The sequence below is a fragment of the Micromonospora marincola genome (genome assembly GCF_056150385.1).
This window is the reverse complement of record NZ_JAXCFT010000001.1, coordinates 772,053-786,444: the sequence shown is the minus strand read 5'-3', so window position 1 is coordinate 786,444 and position 14,392 is coordinate 772,053. Positions and strand designations below refer to the sequence as shown.

General features: G+C 74.4%; 13 protein-coding genes and 1 pseudogene. 5 read left to right on the top strand and 9 right to left on the bottom strand.

Features of this window, described 5'->3' with window-relative positions:
• Positions 1 to 130: 130 nt before the first annotated feature.
• Complete coding sequence (locus SM450_RS03760; protein ID WP_474618215.1) at positions 131 to 361, bottom strand: hypothetical protein; 231 nt, start codon at positions 359 to 361, stop codon at positions 131 to 133.
• Positions 362 to 637: 276 nt separating this feature from the next.
• Here SM450_RS03760 and SM450_RS03755 point away from each other — a divergent pair, with 276 nt between their 5' ends.
• Together SM450_RS03755 and SM450_RS03750 are read left to right on the top strand one after the other, a co-directional pair.
• A complete protein-coding gene (locus SM450_RS03755; protein ID WP_474618214.1) occupies positions 638 to 1,483 on the top strand; it encodes a helix-turn-helix domain-containing protein in 846 nt (281 codons plus the stop codon).
• Positions 1,484 to 1,487: 4 nt separating this feature from the next.
• On the top strand, positions 1,488 to 1,688 hold the full coding sequence (locus SM450_RS03750) for a DUF397 domain-containing protein (RefSeq protein WP_474618213.1): 201 nt from the start codon (positions 1,488 to 1,490) through the stop codon (positions 1,686 to 1,688).
• 50 nt (positions 1,689 to 1,738) lie between these two features.
• On the opposite strand, the gene SM450_RS03745 is transcribed toward SM450_RS03750, so the two are convergent.
• The 5 genes from SM450_RS03745 to SM450_RS03725 all read right to left on the bottom strand — a co-directional run bounded on the left by SM450_RS03745 (position 1,739) and on the right by SM450_RS03725 (position 6,649).
• Positions 1,739 to 2,773 (bottom strand): ROK family protein, encoded by a 1,035-nt coding sequence (locus tag SM450_RS03745; protein ID WP_474618212.1) that lies wholly within the window; start codon positions 2,771 to 2,773, stop codon positions 1,739 to 1,741.
• A gap of 67 nt (positions 2,774 to 2,840) precedes the next feature.
• The gene (locus tag SM450_RS03740) at positions 2,841 to 3,632 is read right to left on the bottom strand and encodes a putative protein N(5)-glutamine methyltransferase (protein WP_474618211.1); all 792 of its coding nucleotides are present in this window, start codon (positions 3,630 to 3,632) and stop codon (positions 2,841 to 2,843) included.
• Positions 3,633 to 3,804: 172 nt separating this feature from the next.
• Positions 3,805 to 4,923 carry a cystathionine gamma-lyase gene (locus SM450_RS03735; RefSeq protein WP_474618210.1) on the bottom strand — a complete coding sequence of 373 codons (1,119 nt, stop codon included), beginning with the start codon at positions 4,921 to 4,923 and terminating at the stop codon, positions 3,805 to 3,807.
• Positions 4,920 to 5,927: an NAD(P)H-dependent glycerol-3-phosphate dehydrogenase gene (locus SM450_RS03730; RefSeq protein ID WP_474618209.1), complete on the bottom strand. Its 1,008-nt coding sequence runs from the start codon at positions 5,925 to 5,927 to the stop codon at positions 4,920 to 4,922. The genes SM450_RS03735 and SM450_RS03730 overlap by 4 nt, the downstream gene beginning before the upstream one ends.
• On the bottom strand, positions 5,924 to 6,649 hold the full coding sequence (locus tag SM450_RS03725) for a lysophospholipid acyltransferase family protein (protein ID WP_474618208.1): 726 nt from the start codon (positions 6,647 to 6,649) through the stop codon (positions 5,924 to 5,926). Before SM450_RS03725 ends, SM450_RS03730 begins: the two co-directional genes overlap by 4 nt.
• 96 nt (positions 6,650 to 6,745) lie before the next feature.
• On the opposite strand from SM450_RS03725, the pseudogene cofC reads away from it, so the two are divergent.
• The 3 genes and pseudogenes from cofC to SM450_RS03710 all read left to right on the top strand — a co-directional run.
• Positions 6,746 to 7,375, top strand: a pseudogene (gene cofC, locus SM450_RS03720) (2-phospho-L-lactate guanylyltransferase); the annotation flags it as partial.
• Between the two features lie 270 nt (positions 7,376 to 7,645).
• Complete coding sequence (locus tag SM450_RS03715; RefSeq protein ID WP_474618207.1) at positions 7,646 to 9,952, top strand: RNA degradosome polyphosphate kinase; 2,307 nt, start codon at positions 7,646 to 7,648, stop codon at positions 9,950 to 9,952.
• A gap of 27 nt (positions 9,953 to 9,979) precedes the next feature.
• On the top strand, positions 9,980 to 10,861 hold the full coding sequence (locus tag SM450_RS03710) for an NUDIX hydrolase (RefSeq protein WP_474618206.1): 882 nt from the start codon (positions 9,980 to 9,982) through the stop codon (positions 10,859 to 10,861).
• 75 nt (positions 10,862 to 10,936) lie between these two features.
• Here SM450_RS03710 and SM450_RS03705 read toward each other — a convergent pair whose 3' ends face one another.
• The 3 genes from SM450_RS03705 to leuD form a co-directional block, all read right to left on the bottom strand.
• On the bottom strand, positions 10,937 to 12,865 hold the full coding sequence (locus tag SM450_RS03705) for an endonuclease/exonuclease/phosphatase family protein (protein ID WP_474618205.1): 1,929 nt from the start codon (positions 12,863 to 12,865) through the stop codon (positions 10,937 to 10,939).
• A gap of 133 nt (positions 12,866 to 12,998) precedes the next feature.
• The gene (locus tag SM450_RS03700; RefSeq protein WP_474618366.1) at positions 12,999 to 13,643 is read right to left on the bottom strand and encodes an HU family DNA-binding protein; all 645 of its coding nucleotides are present in this window, start codon (positions 13,641 to 13,643) and stop codon (positions 12,999 to 13,001) included.
• A 160-nt stretch (positions 13,644 to 13,803) separates the two neighbouring features.
• The gene (gene leuD, locus SM450_RS03695) at positions 13,804 to 14,391 is read right to left on the bottom strand and encodes a 3-isopropylmalate dehydratase small subunit (protein ID WP_474618204.1); all 588 of its coding nucleotides are present in this window, start codon (positions 14,389 to 14,391) and stop codon (positions 13,804 to 13,806) included.
• Between the last annotated feature and the right edge of the window lies 1 nt (position 14,392).

Genomic DNA, 14,392 nt, shown 5'->3' with positions numbered 1-14,392 from the left:
AGCCGGCCGGCTCCCGCGCGGCCGGCCGCGGCGCGGGGGGGGGGGGGGGGGGGGCCGCCCCCCCCCCCCCCCCCCCCCCGGCTCTCCCCGACCCCGTCGCCGCGTATCCCGGGGTCGGGCCCGGTGTGGTTCATGTGGTCGGGTACCGGGGCCGGCGACCGACCGCGATGACCTTGACCCGTTGCCGCCCGGCCCGCACCATGCCCAGCGCCGTGAACGCGCCGGCGATCCGGTTGGCCGCCTCCCGGCTGCTCGCGCCCACGACCTGCCGGCGGCGCTCCGGGCTGGTGCGTTCGTCGCGCACGTGACCGTTTGTCGGACGCACGTCGGTGAGAACCACGAGGAAACGGGTCGGCGTCATGTCCGGCCACCTCCGTTCCCCGGGCGGCGGTCCGTCACCGTCATCGCGAATCCCTCCCCGTCTGTTGGACCGGTACGGGCACGCGACGATCGGGTCGTGGGGGAGTAAAACCCGATCGTCGCGCGCCCCATCCCCTCCGGTCGCTCACCACCACCGTCGCCACGACAACCGGCGGTGAGGACGCTGTCACAGATTGACAGGTGGACAGCCGTGAATGCAACTCTCATCGGCTTTCTCTCATGCCCACTTTCCCACGGGATGTGCGACCATCGATGCATGGCGCCGAAGACCGCCCGAGCCCGACGGCTCGGCATCCTCCTGCGAACCCACCGTGAGACCGCCGGCCTCACCCTGGAAACCGCAGCCGACGAGATCAACAGCACCCGCAGCACGCTGTCCCGCTACGAGAACGCCCAGACACTGATCAGCCCGGCCACCGTGCGCGCGTTGCTCACCTGCTACGGCGTGGAACCCGACGAGGTCGCCGCGGCCGTGCAACTGGCCAAGGACGCCCGCCGGCCCGGCTGGTGGGTCTCCTACTCGTACCTGCTGGACCGGCGCACCATCGACTTCATCGCGCTGGAGGCCGAGGCCACCGGCATCGCGAACTTCGAGCCGTCGGTGGTGCCGGGGCTGTTGCAGACCGCCGACTACATCCGCGGGGTGATGCGCGGCGGCCCCCACACGCTCAGCGACGAGCAGGTGGAACAACGCGTCCAGCTTCGGCTGGACCGCCAGCAGCGGATCTCCGGCGAGGACCCGCCGATCCTCGACGCCATCATCGACGAGGGCGCGCTGCTACGCCCGGTCGGCGGCCAGCAGGTGATGGCCGACCAGCTCCACCACCTGCTGAAGATGACCGAACTGCCGAACATCACCGTGCAGGTGATCCCACTGTCCGCCGGCTACCACCGGGGCACCCGGGGATCGCTGCACATCCTGGAGTTCGCCGACCCCGAGGACCCGATCATCGCCTCGGTGGAGACCGTCGCCGGGCAGATGATCCTCGACCGGGCGGGCGACCTGCGTACCTGCACCAAGATCATGGAGCACCTGCGGACCGTGGCGCTGAGCCCGGCGGCCAGTCGGGACCAGCTCCGCCGTCTGCTGAACGAGAGGTGACCGCATGAACGACTCGAACCGCCCCCACCCGACGCCGACCGGCTGGCGCAAGAGCAGCCACAGCGGCGACGAGGGCGCCTGCGTGGAGATGGCGCCGCTGCCCGAGTCGGTCGCGGTTCGCGACTCCAAGGACCCGGCCGGCCCGGTGCTGGTGTTCCCACCGGCCGCCTGGACCGCCTTCACCGCCGCGCCCCCACGCGCCTGACCGCGCCGCCCGGCGACTGTTAAGCGGGGCCCCCGCCTCTACCGGAGGCGTTAAGCGGGGGCCCCGCCTTTCATCCGGTCGAGGGCGGCGATGGCTACGCCACGGGCGCCGGCCATGTCGCGGTCGGGGACCAGGGCGAAGGTCGCGAGCGCACGCTGCTCGTCGCGGAGCACGGTGTGCTCGGCGACGGCGGCCAGGAACCAGTCGCGGAACTCCGGCGCCGCCTCCACCACGCCCCCACCGACGAAGTACGCGTGCGGGTCGGTGAAGTTGGCCGCGATGGTGAACAGCCGCCCCAGCGCCCGGGCCTGCTGGCCGAACACCTGGCGGGCCAGCGGGTCGCCCTGTTCGCCGTGGTCGCGCAGCAGCTTCGCGGCCCGGCCGGGCTCCTCCGCGGCCAGCGGGTGATCGGGATACCGGGCCAGCCAGTATGGCAACAGGTTGCGCTTGATAGCGGTGAGCGAGGCGACGCTCTCCGCGTCACCGGCGAAGCCACAGGCACAGACCGGCACCGGCTGCCCCGGTTCGAGCAGCCCGTCCAGCGGGATGTGCACGTGCCCGAACTCGCCCGCCATGCCGGCCGCGCCGCCGACCACCCGGCCGCTTTCCACCACGCCCCCGCCCAGGCCGGTGCCGACGATCGCGGACACCGACGAGCGGGCTCTCGCGTCCGCGCCGAAGTGCACGTGGTGGGCGTAGAGGGCGGCGGCGTTGCCGTCGTTGGCGTACACCACAGGCAGGCCGAGCCGCCGCTCCAACGCGCCACGCACGTCGTAGCCCCGCCAGGCCGGCTGGGCGAAGTTCGTCGACCCGCGCGAGGAGATCACCCCGGTGGCGCTCGCCGGGCCGGGCGTGTCCAGGCCGACCGCGTGCACCAGTTCCCGGGGCACCCCGGTGTGTGCGAGCACGCCGTCGAACGCCCGCGCGAGGGCCTCGATCGCCGCCTCCGGGCCGGCGCCGACCTCGCTCGGGATCTCCAGCAGCCCGTCCACCAGGAACCGGCCGTCGACCGTCAGCACGGTGGCGTTGTTGCTCGTGCCGCCGTTGTCCAGCCCCACCACCACCGGCACCCCTGCGCTGCCCACCGCCGCCACCTCCCCGCCGAGCCTGACCTGAGGTTAGTTCCCGGCGGGTCCACCCGCCACGCGGAGATCAGCCGGGACGGCGCGCGGTCACGGCGGTGGCCTCCCGCTCCTCGTCGCGCACCACTGTCGGATCGAGCCCGGCGGCGCTGAGCACCGCGCAGAGCGTCGGCGCCTGCTCGACGCTCACCTCGACCGCGAGGTGCCCGCCCGGGGCCAGCCACTCGGCCGCGCCGGCGGCCACCCGACGCAGCACCGCCAGCCCGTCCGCGCCGCCGTCGAGCGCCACCGGGGCCTCGTGCAGCCGCGCCTCGGCCGGCAGCGTCGCCACCGCGCCGCTCGGCACGTACGGGGCGTTCGCCACCACCAGGTCCAGCCGGCCGCGCCTGTCGTCCGGCACCGCGTCGAACAGGTCGCCCTGGTAGACCGGCACGCCCAGCGGGTCGAGGTTGCGCCTGGCGCAGGCCACCGCCACCGGGTCGATGTCGGCGGCGCCCAGCCAGCGGGGCGTCAGCCGGTCGTGCAGCACAAGCGCGGCGGCGCCGGAGCCGCAGCACAGGTCGAGCACCGCCGGCTCCGGCCCGGCGACCGCCGCCGCGGCCTCGACGAGCAGCGCGGTACGCCCGCGCGGGACGAAGACGCCGGGATGGACGACTACCCGCCGCCCGCAGAACTCGGCCCAGCCGAGCAGGTGCTCCAACGGCAGGCCGGCGACGCGGCGGTCGACGAGGAAGGTAAGCGCCCGCGCCGAGTCGGCGGCGGCGATCAGCAGGTCCGCCTCGTCCTCGGCGAAGACGCAACCGGCGGCGCGCAGCCGGCGGACGAGGGCGGGACGGTCGGGAGTGAACACGGTGGATGCCATGGCAAGCCTTTCGGGGAACGCTCGTCGGCGCCCCCGGCGTCGCCTCAGCCCCGAGGCGACACGGACTCGGAGGGAGCGCCGGTCCTCTGCTTGTGGATCGGACTCACCTCCTCGGGTCGGGGCCGCACGGGCCGTGGCTGCCCGTCACGATAGCGGAGCGCGCGGCCCGCCGTCAGCCCGTGGCGGCGTCGAGCGCCGCGGCCACGTCGGCGACCAGGTCGGCGCTGTCCTCGATGCCGCAGGAGAGCCGGACGAAACCAGGGGCGGTGTCGTCGCCCCACTGGGCCCGCCGGTCGGCAGTGGTGTGCAGCCCGCCGAAGGAGGTGGCGGCGGCCACCAGGCGGGACGCGTCGACGAAGCGGGCGACCCGGTCGGCGTCGCCCAGATCGAAGGAGAGCACGCCGGGCATCCGCCGCATCTGCGCCGACGCCACCGGGTACGCCGGGTCCGCCGGCCGCCCGGGCCAACGCAGGCCGGTGACGTCCGGCCGGCCGGCCAGCAGCTCGGCGAGCGCCTCGGCGTTGGCGCTCTGCCGGGCCAGCCGCAGGTCGACTGTGGCAAGCGAGCGGTGGGCCAGCCAGCAGTCGAACGCGCCGGGCACCCCGCCGGTGGTGGTCCGCCAGGCGGTCACCGCGTCACGCAGCGTGACCTCGCGCGTCGCCACGTAGCCGAGCAGCAGGTCGGAGTGGCCGGTGAGCGCCTTGGTGCCGGACGCGACCACCACGTCCGCGCCGAGGTCCAGCGGACGCTGCCCGAGCGGTGTCGCGGTGGTGTTGTCGACCGCCAGCAGGGCGCCCGCGGCGTGCGCCGCCGTGGCCAGCGCCGGCACGTCGGCGACGTCGAGCCCGGGGTTCGCCGGCGTCTCCAGCAACACCAGCCGCACGCCGTCGAACGACGGGTACGGCCCGGCGGTCGGCACGAGGCCGACGCGTACCCCGACGCGCTCCAACGTGTCGGTGGCGAACGCCCGCACCGGGAAGTAGCCGTCGGCGGGGAGCAGCACGGTGTCACCGGGACGCAGCACGGTCAGCAGCAGCCCGGTGATGGCCGCCTGGCCGCTGGCGAAGACCCGGCAGTCACCGCCTTCCAGCTCGCCGATCGCCGCCTCCAGGAGCCGGCGGGTCGGGTTGTCCGGCCGCCCGTACCCGTCGGGGGCCGCCGCCGGCCCGCGCCACGGGTCGAGGTGGTAGGGCGCGGCGAAGACCGGGCCGGGCAGGAACGGCTGGCCGGGCGCGGGCTCGGGCAGCCCGGCGTGCACGCTGCGGGTGCCGTCCCCCCAGTCGGCGCTCACTCGTACGACTCCGGCTTGGCGGTGCGGCTCATCAGCGTGTCCACGGCCAGGCGCGGATCCATCCCCTCGTGACAGATCCGCTCGATCTGCTCGGTGATCGGCATCTCCACCCCGTGCGCCCGGGCCAGGTCCCGGATGGCCAGGCAGCTCTTCACGCCCTCGGCGGTCTGCCGGGTGGCCGCCTGGGCCTGCTCAAGCGTCTCCCCCCGGCCCAGGTGCTCGCCGAAGGTGCGGTTGCGCGCCAGCGGCGAGGAGCAGGAGGCGACCAGGTCGCCCATGCCGGCCAGCCCGGCGAAGGTGATCGGGTCGGCGCCGAGCGCCACGCCCAGGCGGGCGGTCTCGGCCAGGCCGCGGGTCATCAGCATGGCCCGGGTGTTGTCGCCGAAGCCCATCGCGGTGGCGATGCCGTACGACAACGCGATCACGTTCTTCACCGCCCCGCCCAGCTCGCAGCCGATCACGTCGTCATTGGTGTACGGGCGGAAGTAGGGCGTCCGGATGGATGCCTGGACCAGCGCCGTACGCCGGGTGTCGGTGCCGGCGACGACTGTCGCGGCCGGCTGCTCAGCGGCGATCTCCGGGGCCAGGTTCGGCCCGGAGACGACCACCACCCGGTCGGCCGGCACCCCGGCCGTCTCCATGATCACCTGGCTCATCCGCTTGGTGGTGCCCAGCTCGATGCCCTTCATCAGGGACACGAGCGTGGCGTCGGGAGCCAGGTGGGGGGTCCACTCGGCAAGGTTGCCGCGCAGTGTCTGCGAGGGCACCGAGAGCACCACCACCTCGGCCCCCTCGATCGCCTCGGCGGCGTCGCCGGTGGCGGTGACCCGCTCGGGCAGGCGCACGCCCGGCAGGTACTCCGGGTTCTGCCGCCCGGTCCGGATCGCCTCCGCCACCGCGCCGCGGCGGGCCAGCACTGTCACGTCCCGCCCGGCATCGGCGAGGATCTTGGCGAACGCGGTCCCCCAGGAGCCCGCGCCCAGCACCGCGACGTGCCCGCTCATTCGGAGACCTCCGGCGTGCCGGTGCGGGCCGGCCGCTGCCAGAGCGGCGGTGGCGTGCCGCCGCGGATCTCCGCGACCAGGTCCCGGATCCGCAGCATGATGGTGTCCGTCATCTCCTCCAGGATCGCCCGGGTCGGCGTGGCGCCCGCCCACCGGTCCAGGTCGACAGGTGGCCCGGCGACCACAGTCACCGGGGTACGCGGGCGCAGCCCGACCCGGGCCGTGCGGGGGTCGAACATCCGCTCCGGGCCGACCATGGCGACCGGGATCACCGGGGCGCCGGTGGCAAGCGCCAGCCGGGCCGCGCCGGTCTTGCCCCGCATCGGCCACAGGCCCGGCTCCCGGGTGGTGGTCCCCTCCGGGTAGATCACCACGGCGCCACCCTCGTCAAGCGCGGCGATCAGCTTGTCGAGCGACTTGACCGCCTCGACGCTGCCCCGCTCGACCGGGATCTGCTCGCACCGGTGCAGGATCCAACCGACCACCGGCACCCGGAACACGCTTGCCTTGCCGAGGAACCGCGGCCAGCGCCCGGCGTCGTGGATGAAGTGCGCGGCAACAAGCGGGTCGGCGTGCGAGATGTGGTTGGGCACGATGATGATGCCGCCGTCGTGCCGCAGGTGCTCCATGCCCCGCCAGGTGCGCCGGGTCCAGACGGTCAACACCGGCTTCACCAGCACCACGGCGAACCGTTGCCAGAATCCCAGCCTCCGCGGTGCCACAGTGCCTCCTCGTTCCGCCCCACGCGCCCCGGGAGAGAATCATGCCTGCTCGCCCCCGGTCCGGCCAGTGCGGGTGCCACCGCCCGCGCTGGCAGGATGGTCACCGTGCCTGAGTCGAGCTGGACCGTGGTGATGCCGGTGAAGCGCCTCGGGGTGGCGAAGAGTCGCCTGCGGGGCGCGCTGCCCGGCGTACCCCATGAGGAGCTGGCGCTGGCCCTGGCGGCCGACACGGTCGGCGCGGCCCTCGCGTGTCCGGCGGTCGGTCGGGTGCTCGTGGTCACCGACGACCCGCGGGTGACCGCGGCGGTGACCGCGGCGGGCGCCCGGGTCGCGGCCGATCCGGCCGCCGGGCTCAACGCGGCCTTCCGGCACGGCGCGGAGGTGGCCGGGCCGCGCGCCGCGGTGGCCGGCGTCACCGCGGACCTGCCCGCGCTGCGCCCGGCCGACCTGGCCGCGGCGCTGCGCGCGACCGAGGGGGTACGCGGGTTCGTGGCCGACGCCCCGGGCGGCGGCACCGTGCTGCTGGCCGCGCCGGCCGGGGTGCCGCTGGCGCCCCGGTTCGGGCCCGGGTCGGCCGGCGCGCACGCGGCGAGCGGGGCGCTGCCGCTGGCCGGCGACTGGCCCAGCCTGCGCCGGGACGTGGACACCGCGGCCGACCTGGCCACCGCCGTCGGGCTCGGGGTGGGTCCGCGCACCGGCGCGCTGCTGGCCGGGCGGGGCGTCCCGGTCCGGTACGGTGCTGGCATGCAGGGGACGGTGGCCACCTTCGACGCGTCGACCCGCAGCGGGGTGCTGCTGCTCGACGACGGGACCGAGCTGGCCTTCCCGGCCCGCGCCTTCGACGCCTCCGGGCTGCGCCTGCTGCGCCTCGGGCAGCGCGTGCGGGTGGAGCGGGACGCCGCCGGCGAGATCATCCGGGTGACCTTGCCGACGATGGCCTGACCAACCTGGCCGGAGTTCATTTTCTGTTCACCCTCGTCGGGCAATCATGAAGAGGTGAGCACCCCTCGCGAGCCCGCCGATCCACCGCCGCCCCTCCTCGACCCCGACGCGCCCCGCAACGGCCGCCCGACCCGCGGCCCGGACGGACGGTTCCGCCCCACCCGCCCGCCCGAGGAACGCCTCGACGCCGACCCGGACGCCGCCGGCGCCAGCGGGCTGGACGAACCCCTCGACCCGGTCGAGGGGCCCGGCCCGGTCGCCGGCACCGACCCGGACGCCGGGCCACCGCCCGCGGAGCCACTGCCGGAGGACCGCTTCCTCAACCGGGAGCTGTCCTGGCTCGACTTCAACGCGCGGGTGCTGGCGCTCGCCGAGGACCCCCGGACGCCGCTGCTGGAACGCGCGAAGTTCCTGGCGATCTTCGCCGGCAACCTGGATGAGTTCTACATGGTCCGGGTGGCCGGGCTGAAACGACGGCTCTCCGCCGGCCTGCCGGTACGCGGCGGCGACCGGCTGCCGCTGCGCGCCCAGCTCGAACTGATCACCGAGAAGGCGGCCGACCTGGTCACCCGGCACGCCGCCTGCTTCGTCGACGACGTGCTCCCCCGGCTCGCCGAGGAAGACGTGCGGATCCTGCGCTGGAGCGACCTGGACGACGCCGAGCGGGAGCGGCTGCGCACCTGGTTCCGGGAGCACATCTTCCCGGTGCTCACCCCGCTCGCGGTCGACCCGGCGCACCCCTTCCCCTACATCTCCGGCCGGTCGCTGAACCTGGCCGTGTCGGTGCGCGACCCGGACGGCGGCTCGGAACTGTTCGCCCGGGTCAAGGTGCCGAACAACGTGCCCCGGTTCGTCCGGGTCGCCCGGGACCGGCCCGGCGTCCGGTTCCTGCCCGTGGAGGACCTCATCTCGGTCCACCTCGGCCAGCTCTTCTCCGGCATGCAGGTGGTCGAGTGCCACCTCTTCCGGGTCACCCGCAACGCCGAGGTGGAGGTCGACGAGGACCGCGACGAGGACCTGCTCCAGGCGTTGGAGCGGGAGCTGGCCCGGCGCCGGTTCGGCCCGCCGGTGCGGCTGGAGGTGGCCGCCTCCATCTCCGACCACATGCTGGAGCTGCTCGTCCGCGAGCTGGACGTGGACGACCACGACGTGCTGCGGGTCCGCGGCCTGCTCGACCTCTCCGCGCTCTGGCAGGTGTACGGCGAGGCCGACCGCCCCGACCTGAAGGACCGGCCGTTCGTGCCGGCCACCCACCCCCGCCTGGCCGAGGGCGAGGTGCCGCGCAGCGTCTTCGCCACCCTGCGCGACGGCGACGTGCTCGTGCACCACCCCTACCACTCCTTCGCGACGAGCGTGCAGCGCTTCGTCGAGCAGGCCGCGGCCGACCCGAACGTGCTCGCCATCAAGCAGACGCTCTACCGCACCAGCGGCGACTCCCCGATCGTGGACGCGCTCGTCGACGCCGCCGCCGCCGGCAAGCAGGTGGTGGTGCTCGTCGAGGTGAAGGCGCGCTTCGACGAGGTGGCGAACATCGGGTGGGCGCGCACGCTGGAGCGGGCCGGCTGCCACGTGGTCTACGGCCTGGTGGGCCTGAAGACGCACTGCAAGACCGCGCTGGTGGTGCGGCAGGAGGGCAACCAGATCCGGCGCTACTGCCACATCGGCACCGGCAACTACCACCCGAAGACGGCCCGGCTCTACGAGGACTTCGGCATGCTCACCGCCGACCCGGAGATCGGGGCCGACCTGACCGACCTGTTCAACGTGCTCACCGGCTACAGCCGGCAGACCGCCTTCCGGCGGCTGCTCGTCGCGCCGCAGGGCATCCGCAGCGGCCTGATCGAACGGATCGACCGGGAGATCGAGCACGTCCGGCTGGGCATGCCGGGCCTGGTGCAGTTCAAGGTGAACGCGCTCGTCGACGAGGAGATCACCGACGCGCTCTACCGGGCGTCCCGGGCCGGGGTGCACGTGGACCTGCTGATCCGGGGCATGTGCACGCTGCGCCCGGGCGTGCCCGGCCTGTCGGAGAACATCCGGGTCCGCTCCATCCTCGGGCGGTTCCTGGAACACTCGCGCATCTTCCGGTTCGGCAACAGCGGCGACGCGGAGTTCTGGATGGGCTCGGCCGACCTGATGCACCGCAACCTGGACCGCCGGGTGGAGGCGCTGGTGCAGGTGAGCGACCCGGTGGCCCGGGCCGAGCTGGACCATGTGCTCACCGCCGCGTTCGACGCCGACGTGGACGCGTTCGAGCTGGCCGCCGACGGCACCTGGAGCCGACGTACCGGCGACGGCGACGAGCCGCTGACCCACCTCCAGGACCTGCTGTTGCGCCGGGTCGCCGGGCGGGCGGACTGAGCGGGTCGGGCGGCATACGGTGATCCGATGAGCGATGACGAGCCGGTGCGGATCCGGGCGGCGGGCGGGGTCGTGTGGCGTCCGGGTCCCGCCGGCGTCGAGATCTGCCTGGTGCACCGTCCCCGGTACGGCGACTGGTCACTGCCCAAGGGCAAGTTGGACGCCGGCGAGCACCCGCTCGTGGCCGCCGTCCGGGAGGTGGCCGAGGAGACCGACGTCCGGGCGGTGCCGCAGGTGCGGCTGCCCACGGTCCGCTACCGCAGCGAGGGCCGCGCCAAGGCGGTCGACTGGTGGTCGATGCGGGCCGTCGGCAGCGGCGGCTTCCAGCCCGGCACCGAGGTGGACGAGGTGGCCTGGTTCCCGGTCGACGGCGCGGCCCGCCGGGTCAGCTACCCGCACGACGCCGAGGTGATCGGCGCGTTCGCGGCGCTGCCGCCGGTCACCGCGACGGTGCTGCTGGTCCGGCACGCGCACGCCGGCAGGCGGGGCACCTGGTCCGGTCCGGACGACGGCCGGCCGCTTGACGCCGAGGGCTGGGCGCAGGCCCGCGCGCTGGTCCCGTTGGTGGCCCTGGTCCGCCCGGCGCGCCTGCTCTCCGCGTCGGCCCGCCGGTGCGTGCAGACGCTGGATCCGGCGGCGGCCCGGCTGGACCTGCCGATCGAGGTCTGCGGCGACCTGGACGAGCCGAAGCCCGGCCAGCAGGCCGCGGAGTGCGCGCTTGCCGCCGCGGCGCGGCTGGCCGCGTTGGCCGACGCCGCCGAGCCGGTGGCGGTGTGCAGCCAGGGCAAGGTGATTCCGGGCGCGCTGGAACGGCTCACCGGCCGCGCCGACGACTTCACCACCGCCAAGGGCGGCGGCTGGCTCCTGGCCTTCACCGGCGACCGCCTCCTCACCCCCGACCGCTTGTAAGGCGGGGGCCCCGCTTAACGCATTCGGTATAGGCGGGGCCCCCGCTTAACCCCGCCTGTTAAGCGGGGCCCCCGCCTAACGCACAGGTGGGCCGGGCAGCGCCACCGTGACCCGGACCGGGAGGTGGTCGCTGGCCTCGGTGCGCGGGGCGCGTGCCTCGGCGGCGCTCAGGCCGGGCGAGACGAAGACGTGGTCGATCTGGGCGCGCGGCTCGTCCGCCGGGCTGGTCCACAGCGGCCGGGCCGCGGCCAGCGCGTCCGCCAGGCCGGCGCGGGTGAACTCGGCGAACGCCGGATCGTCCGGCTCGGTGTTCAGGTCGCCGCCGAGCACAAGTGGCCGGCCGGCCGCGTACCCCCGGGCGAACACGGCCACCTCCCGGGCCTGCTGCACCGGGTCCCGACCGGGCGGCGGTTGCAGGTGGGTGGCGACCACGGCCAGCTCGCGACCGCCTAGTTCGAGCGTGACGCCGAGGGCCTGCGCGCCGGTCGGCGCGCCGTGCGCGGCCAGCGTCCGGCTCCGGGCGGAGCGCGCCGGGAAGCGGCTGAGCACCGCGTCACCCCAGAGCGGGTCGGCGGCGGGCGCGAAGACGTACGGCATCCGCAGCCGCGCGGCCAGCAGAGCCAGCGTGTCGTGGCCACCGTTGAGCCACCAGCCCCGGTCGACCTCACTGAGCAGCACCACGTCCGCCCCGCGCAGCACCCGGGCCACCGCGTCGAGGTCCAGCCGGCCGTCCAGGCCGAAACCCATCCGGATGTTGTACGCGGCCACCCGGATCACGGCCGGTGGGCCCGCCGGTCGCGGTGCGGGCGGCGGCGCGCGATGGAACAGCGGCCCGAGCGCGGTCAGCAGCACCAGCGCGAACGTGCTCCATCGTCGGGCCGGCCCGGGCAGCGCCACCGGCGACCAGGACGACCCGGCCAACGCCACCAGAACGACGAGGACGGCCGTGACGATCGGCACCCACCCGTTGGGGTACCCCAGGTCGTAGGCGGCGTAGTAGGCCACCGTCGCCACCGCGAAGACCACCATCCCGACGACGGCCGCGCGACCGCGCCGCTGCGCCGCCCGCGCGGCGGTACCGTGGTCGCCGGTCCCGGCCGTGTCGGCGAGCGCCAGGCAGCCGCCGATTCCGGCGGCGGTGAGCAGGTACGCCGGCACGAGCCGCCCGGCCGCGAACAGCACCGCCCCGGCGAACACCGCTACCGGCCAGAGCACCCGGGCCAGCCGGGCCGGCGGCCGGTACAGGGCGGTCAGCAGGAACAGCGCGACCGCGAACGCGCCGAGCGGTGAGGCGCCCCCGGGCGCGTGCGACAGGCCGGGAAAGCCGGCCGAGCCGGTGCCCGAGGCGGCGGCCCAGACCGCCGGGGCGAGCGCGATCTGGTTGGCCAGCAGCAGCGCCGGACCGCACATCAGCCACGCCCGACGCCCGCCCGTCGACGTCGACGGCGGCGGCGCCGGGTCGGACCCGGACGACGCCGGTCTCCCGGGCCGTTGCCACGACCCCAGCGCGGTGGCGGCCAGGAACGACAGCACCAGCAGGCAGCTCAGGGTCCAGCCGCTCGCCCCGCCACGCCATACCAGGTCCTCGGTGCCGAGCAGGGCGTGCCCGGTGGCCTGCCCGGCCAGGCCGAGCGCCAACCCGGGAACGGGCCGGTCCACAAGCGCCGCGGTGGCGGCGAGCCAGAGCAGGCCGGCGAGCAACCCGGCACACGCGAGCCAGAGCTGGGCCGCCCCGCCCGGTCCGGCGGTCAGCGCCAGCCGGACGGCGGCGAGCACGCCGGCCGCGGCGAGGCCGACCGGGCGGGCGCCGAGCCGGCGTACCAGGGTGGGCGCGCCCAGTGCGAGCACGAACCAGCCGAGCGCGAATGCGCCCAGCAACTCGGCGGGCGTCTCGGCGGCCCGGCCGAACAGGGTGATGACCGACGGGAGCCATACCCGCAGCACGTCCAGCAGAACCGCGACGCCCAGGGCGAGCGTGAGGGTGGAGAGGTGACGGTGCCGCACGGGCGCCTCTTCTCGTGACCGGCGGGGGTTTCGGCACGGCGATTCTGCGGGCCGGTGCGGCGGCCGGTCAACGCGTACCCACGCACGAGGGCGCCCACCGCGAACGGTGGGCGCCCTCGGGTGGGCCGTCCGGTCAGCGCCGGCTGGCGGCCTTCTTGGCCGGCGCCTTCTTCGCGGGCGCCTTCTTCGCCGCCGTGGTCTTCTTGGCGGTTGCGGACTTCGCCGCGGTCGTCTTCTTCGCCGCGGTCGTCTTCTTGGCCGCAGTCGTCTTCTTGGCCGTGGCGGACTTCGCCGCGGTCGTCTTCTTCGCCGCCGTGGCCGTCTTGGTCGCGGCGGTCTTCTTGGCCGGCGCGGCCTTCTTGCTCGCGGCGGAGGTCTTGGTGGCCTTCGCCGCCGTGGTCTTCTTGGCGGCCCCGGCGGTCTTCGCCGCCGTGGTCTTCTTCGCCGCCGTGGTCTTGGCGGCCCCGGTCGTCTTCTTCGCGGCGCTGGTGTCCTTCGGAACCTTGCCGCTGGCCACCATCTCCTTGAAGCCCGCACCCGCCCGGAAGGTCGGGACGGAGGTCTTCTTGACCTTCACCGCCTCGCCGGTCCGCGGGTTGCGAGCTGTTCGGGCCCCCCGAACGCGCTTCTCGAACGCTCCGAAACCGGTGATCGCCACCTTCTCGCCCTTGGTGACCGCCGCCTGGACCTCAGCGAGAACCGCGTCGAGCGCGGCCGTCGCCGTTTTCCGGTCCCCCAGGCGAACGGCGAGCGCCTCGATGAGCTCGGCCTTGTTCACGACTTCCTCCCGATTGTGCAACTGACTCGACGCGAGCCATTCTGCGCGCACCGTATGCCCTGTGCTGCCTGGACACAAACATTCGGTGGAAAAAACCCCTTGTGTCGCAACGGATTCGCCCCCACCGGCGCGGCCGGTGGGGGCGAAAAGGGGTCCGCGGTCAGGCGATCGAGGGCAGGAACGCCGGCCTGGTGGCCTCGTACTCGCCGATCTCGGCCTCGTGGCGGAGGGTGAGTCCAATGTCGTCCAAGCCCTCCATCAGGCGCCACCGGCTGTGGTCGTCGAGCGGGAACGCCCAGGTGGCGTCACCGGCGTGGACCTCGCGGGCGGTTAGGTCGACAGTGATGGGGATGGTCGGTTCGGATTCCACCAGATCCCACAGTTCCTCGACGGCCTTCAATTCCAGCTCCACCGGAAGGAGACCTTCCTTCAGGGCGTTGCCCCGGAAGATGTCACCGAACCGGGGCGAGATCACCGCCCGGAAGCCCCAGTCCCGGAGCGCCCAGACGGCGTGCTCGCGGGACGAGCCGGTGCCGAACTCGGGACCGGCGACAAGAATCGACGCTCCCGAATAAGCGGGGTTGTTGAGCACGAATGACGGGTCCTCCCGCCACGCGTTGAAGAGCCCGTCGGCGAAACCCGTCCGGGTCACCCGCTTGAGGTACACGGCGGGGATGATCTGATCGGTGTCCACGTTGGACCGACGCAGCGGCACGGCGGTGCCGGTGTGGGTGGTGAACTTGTCCATC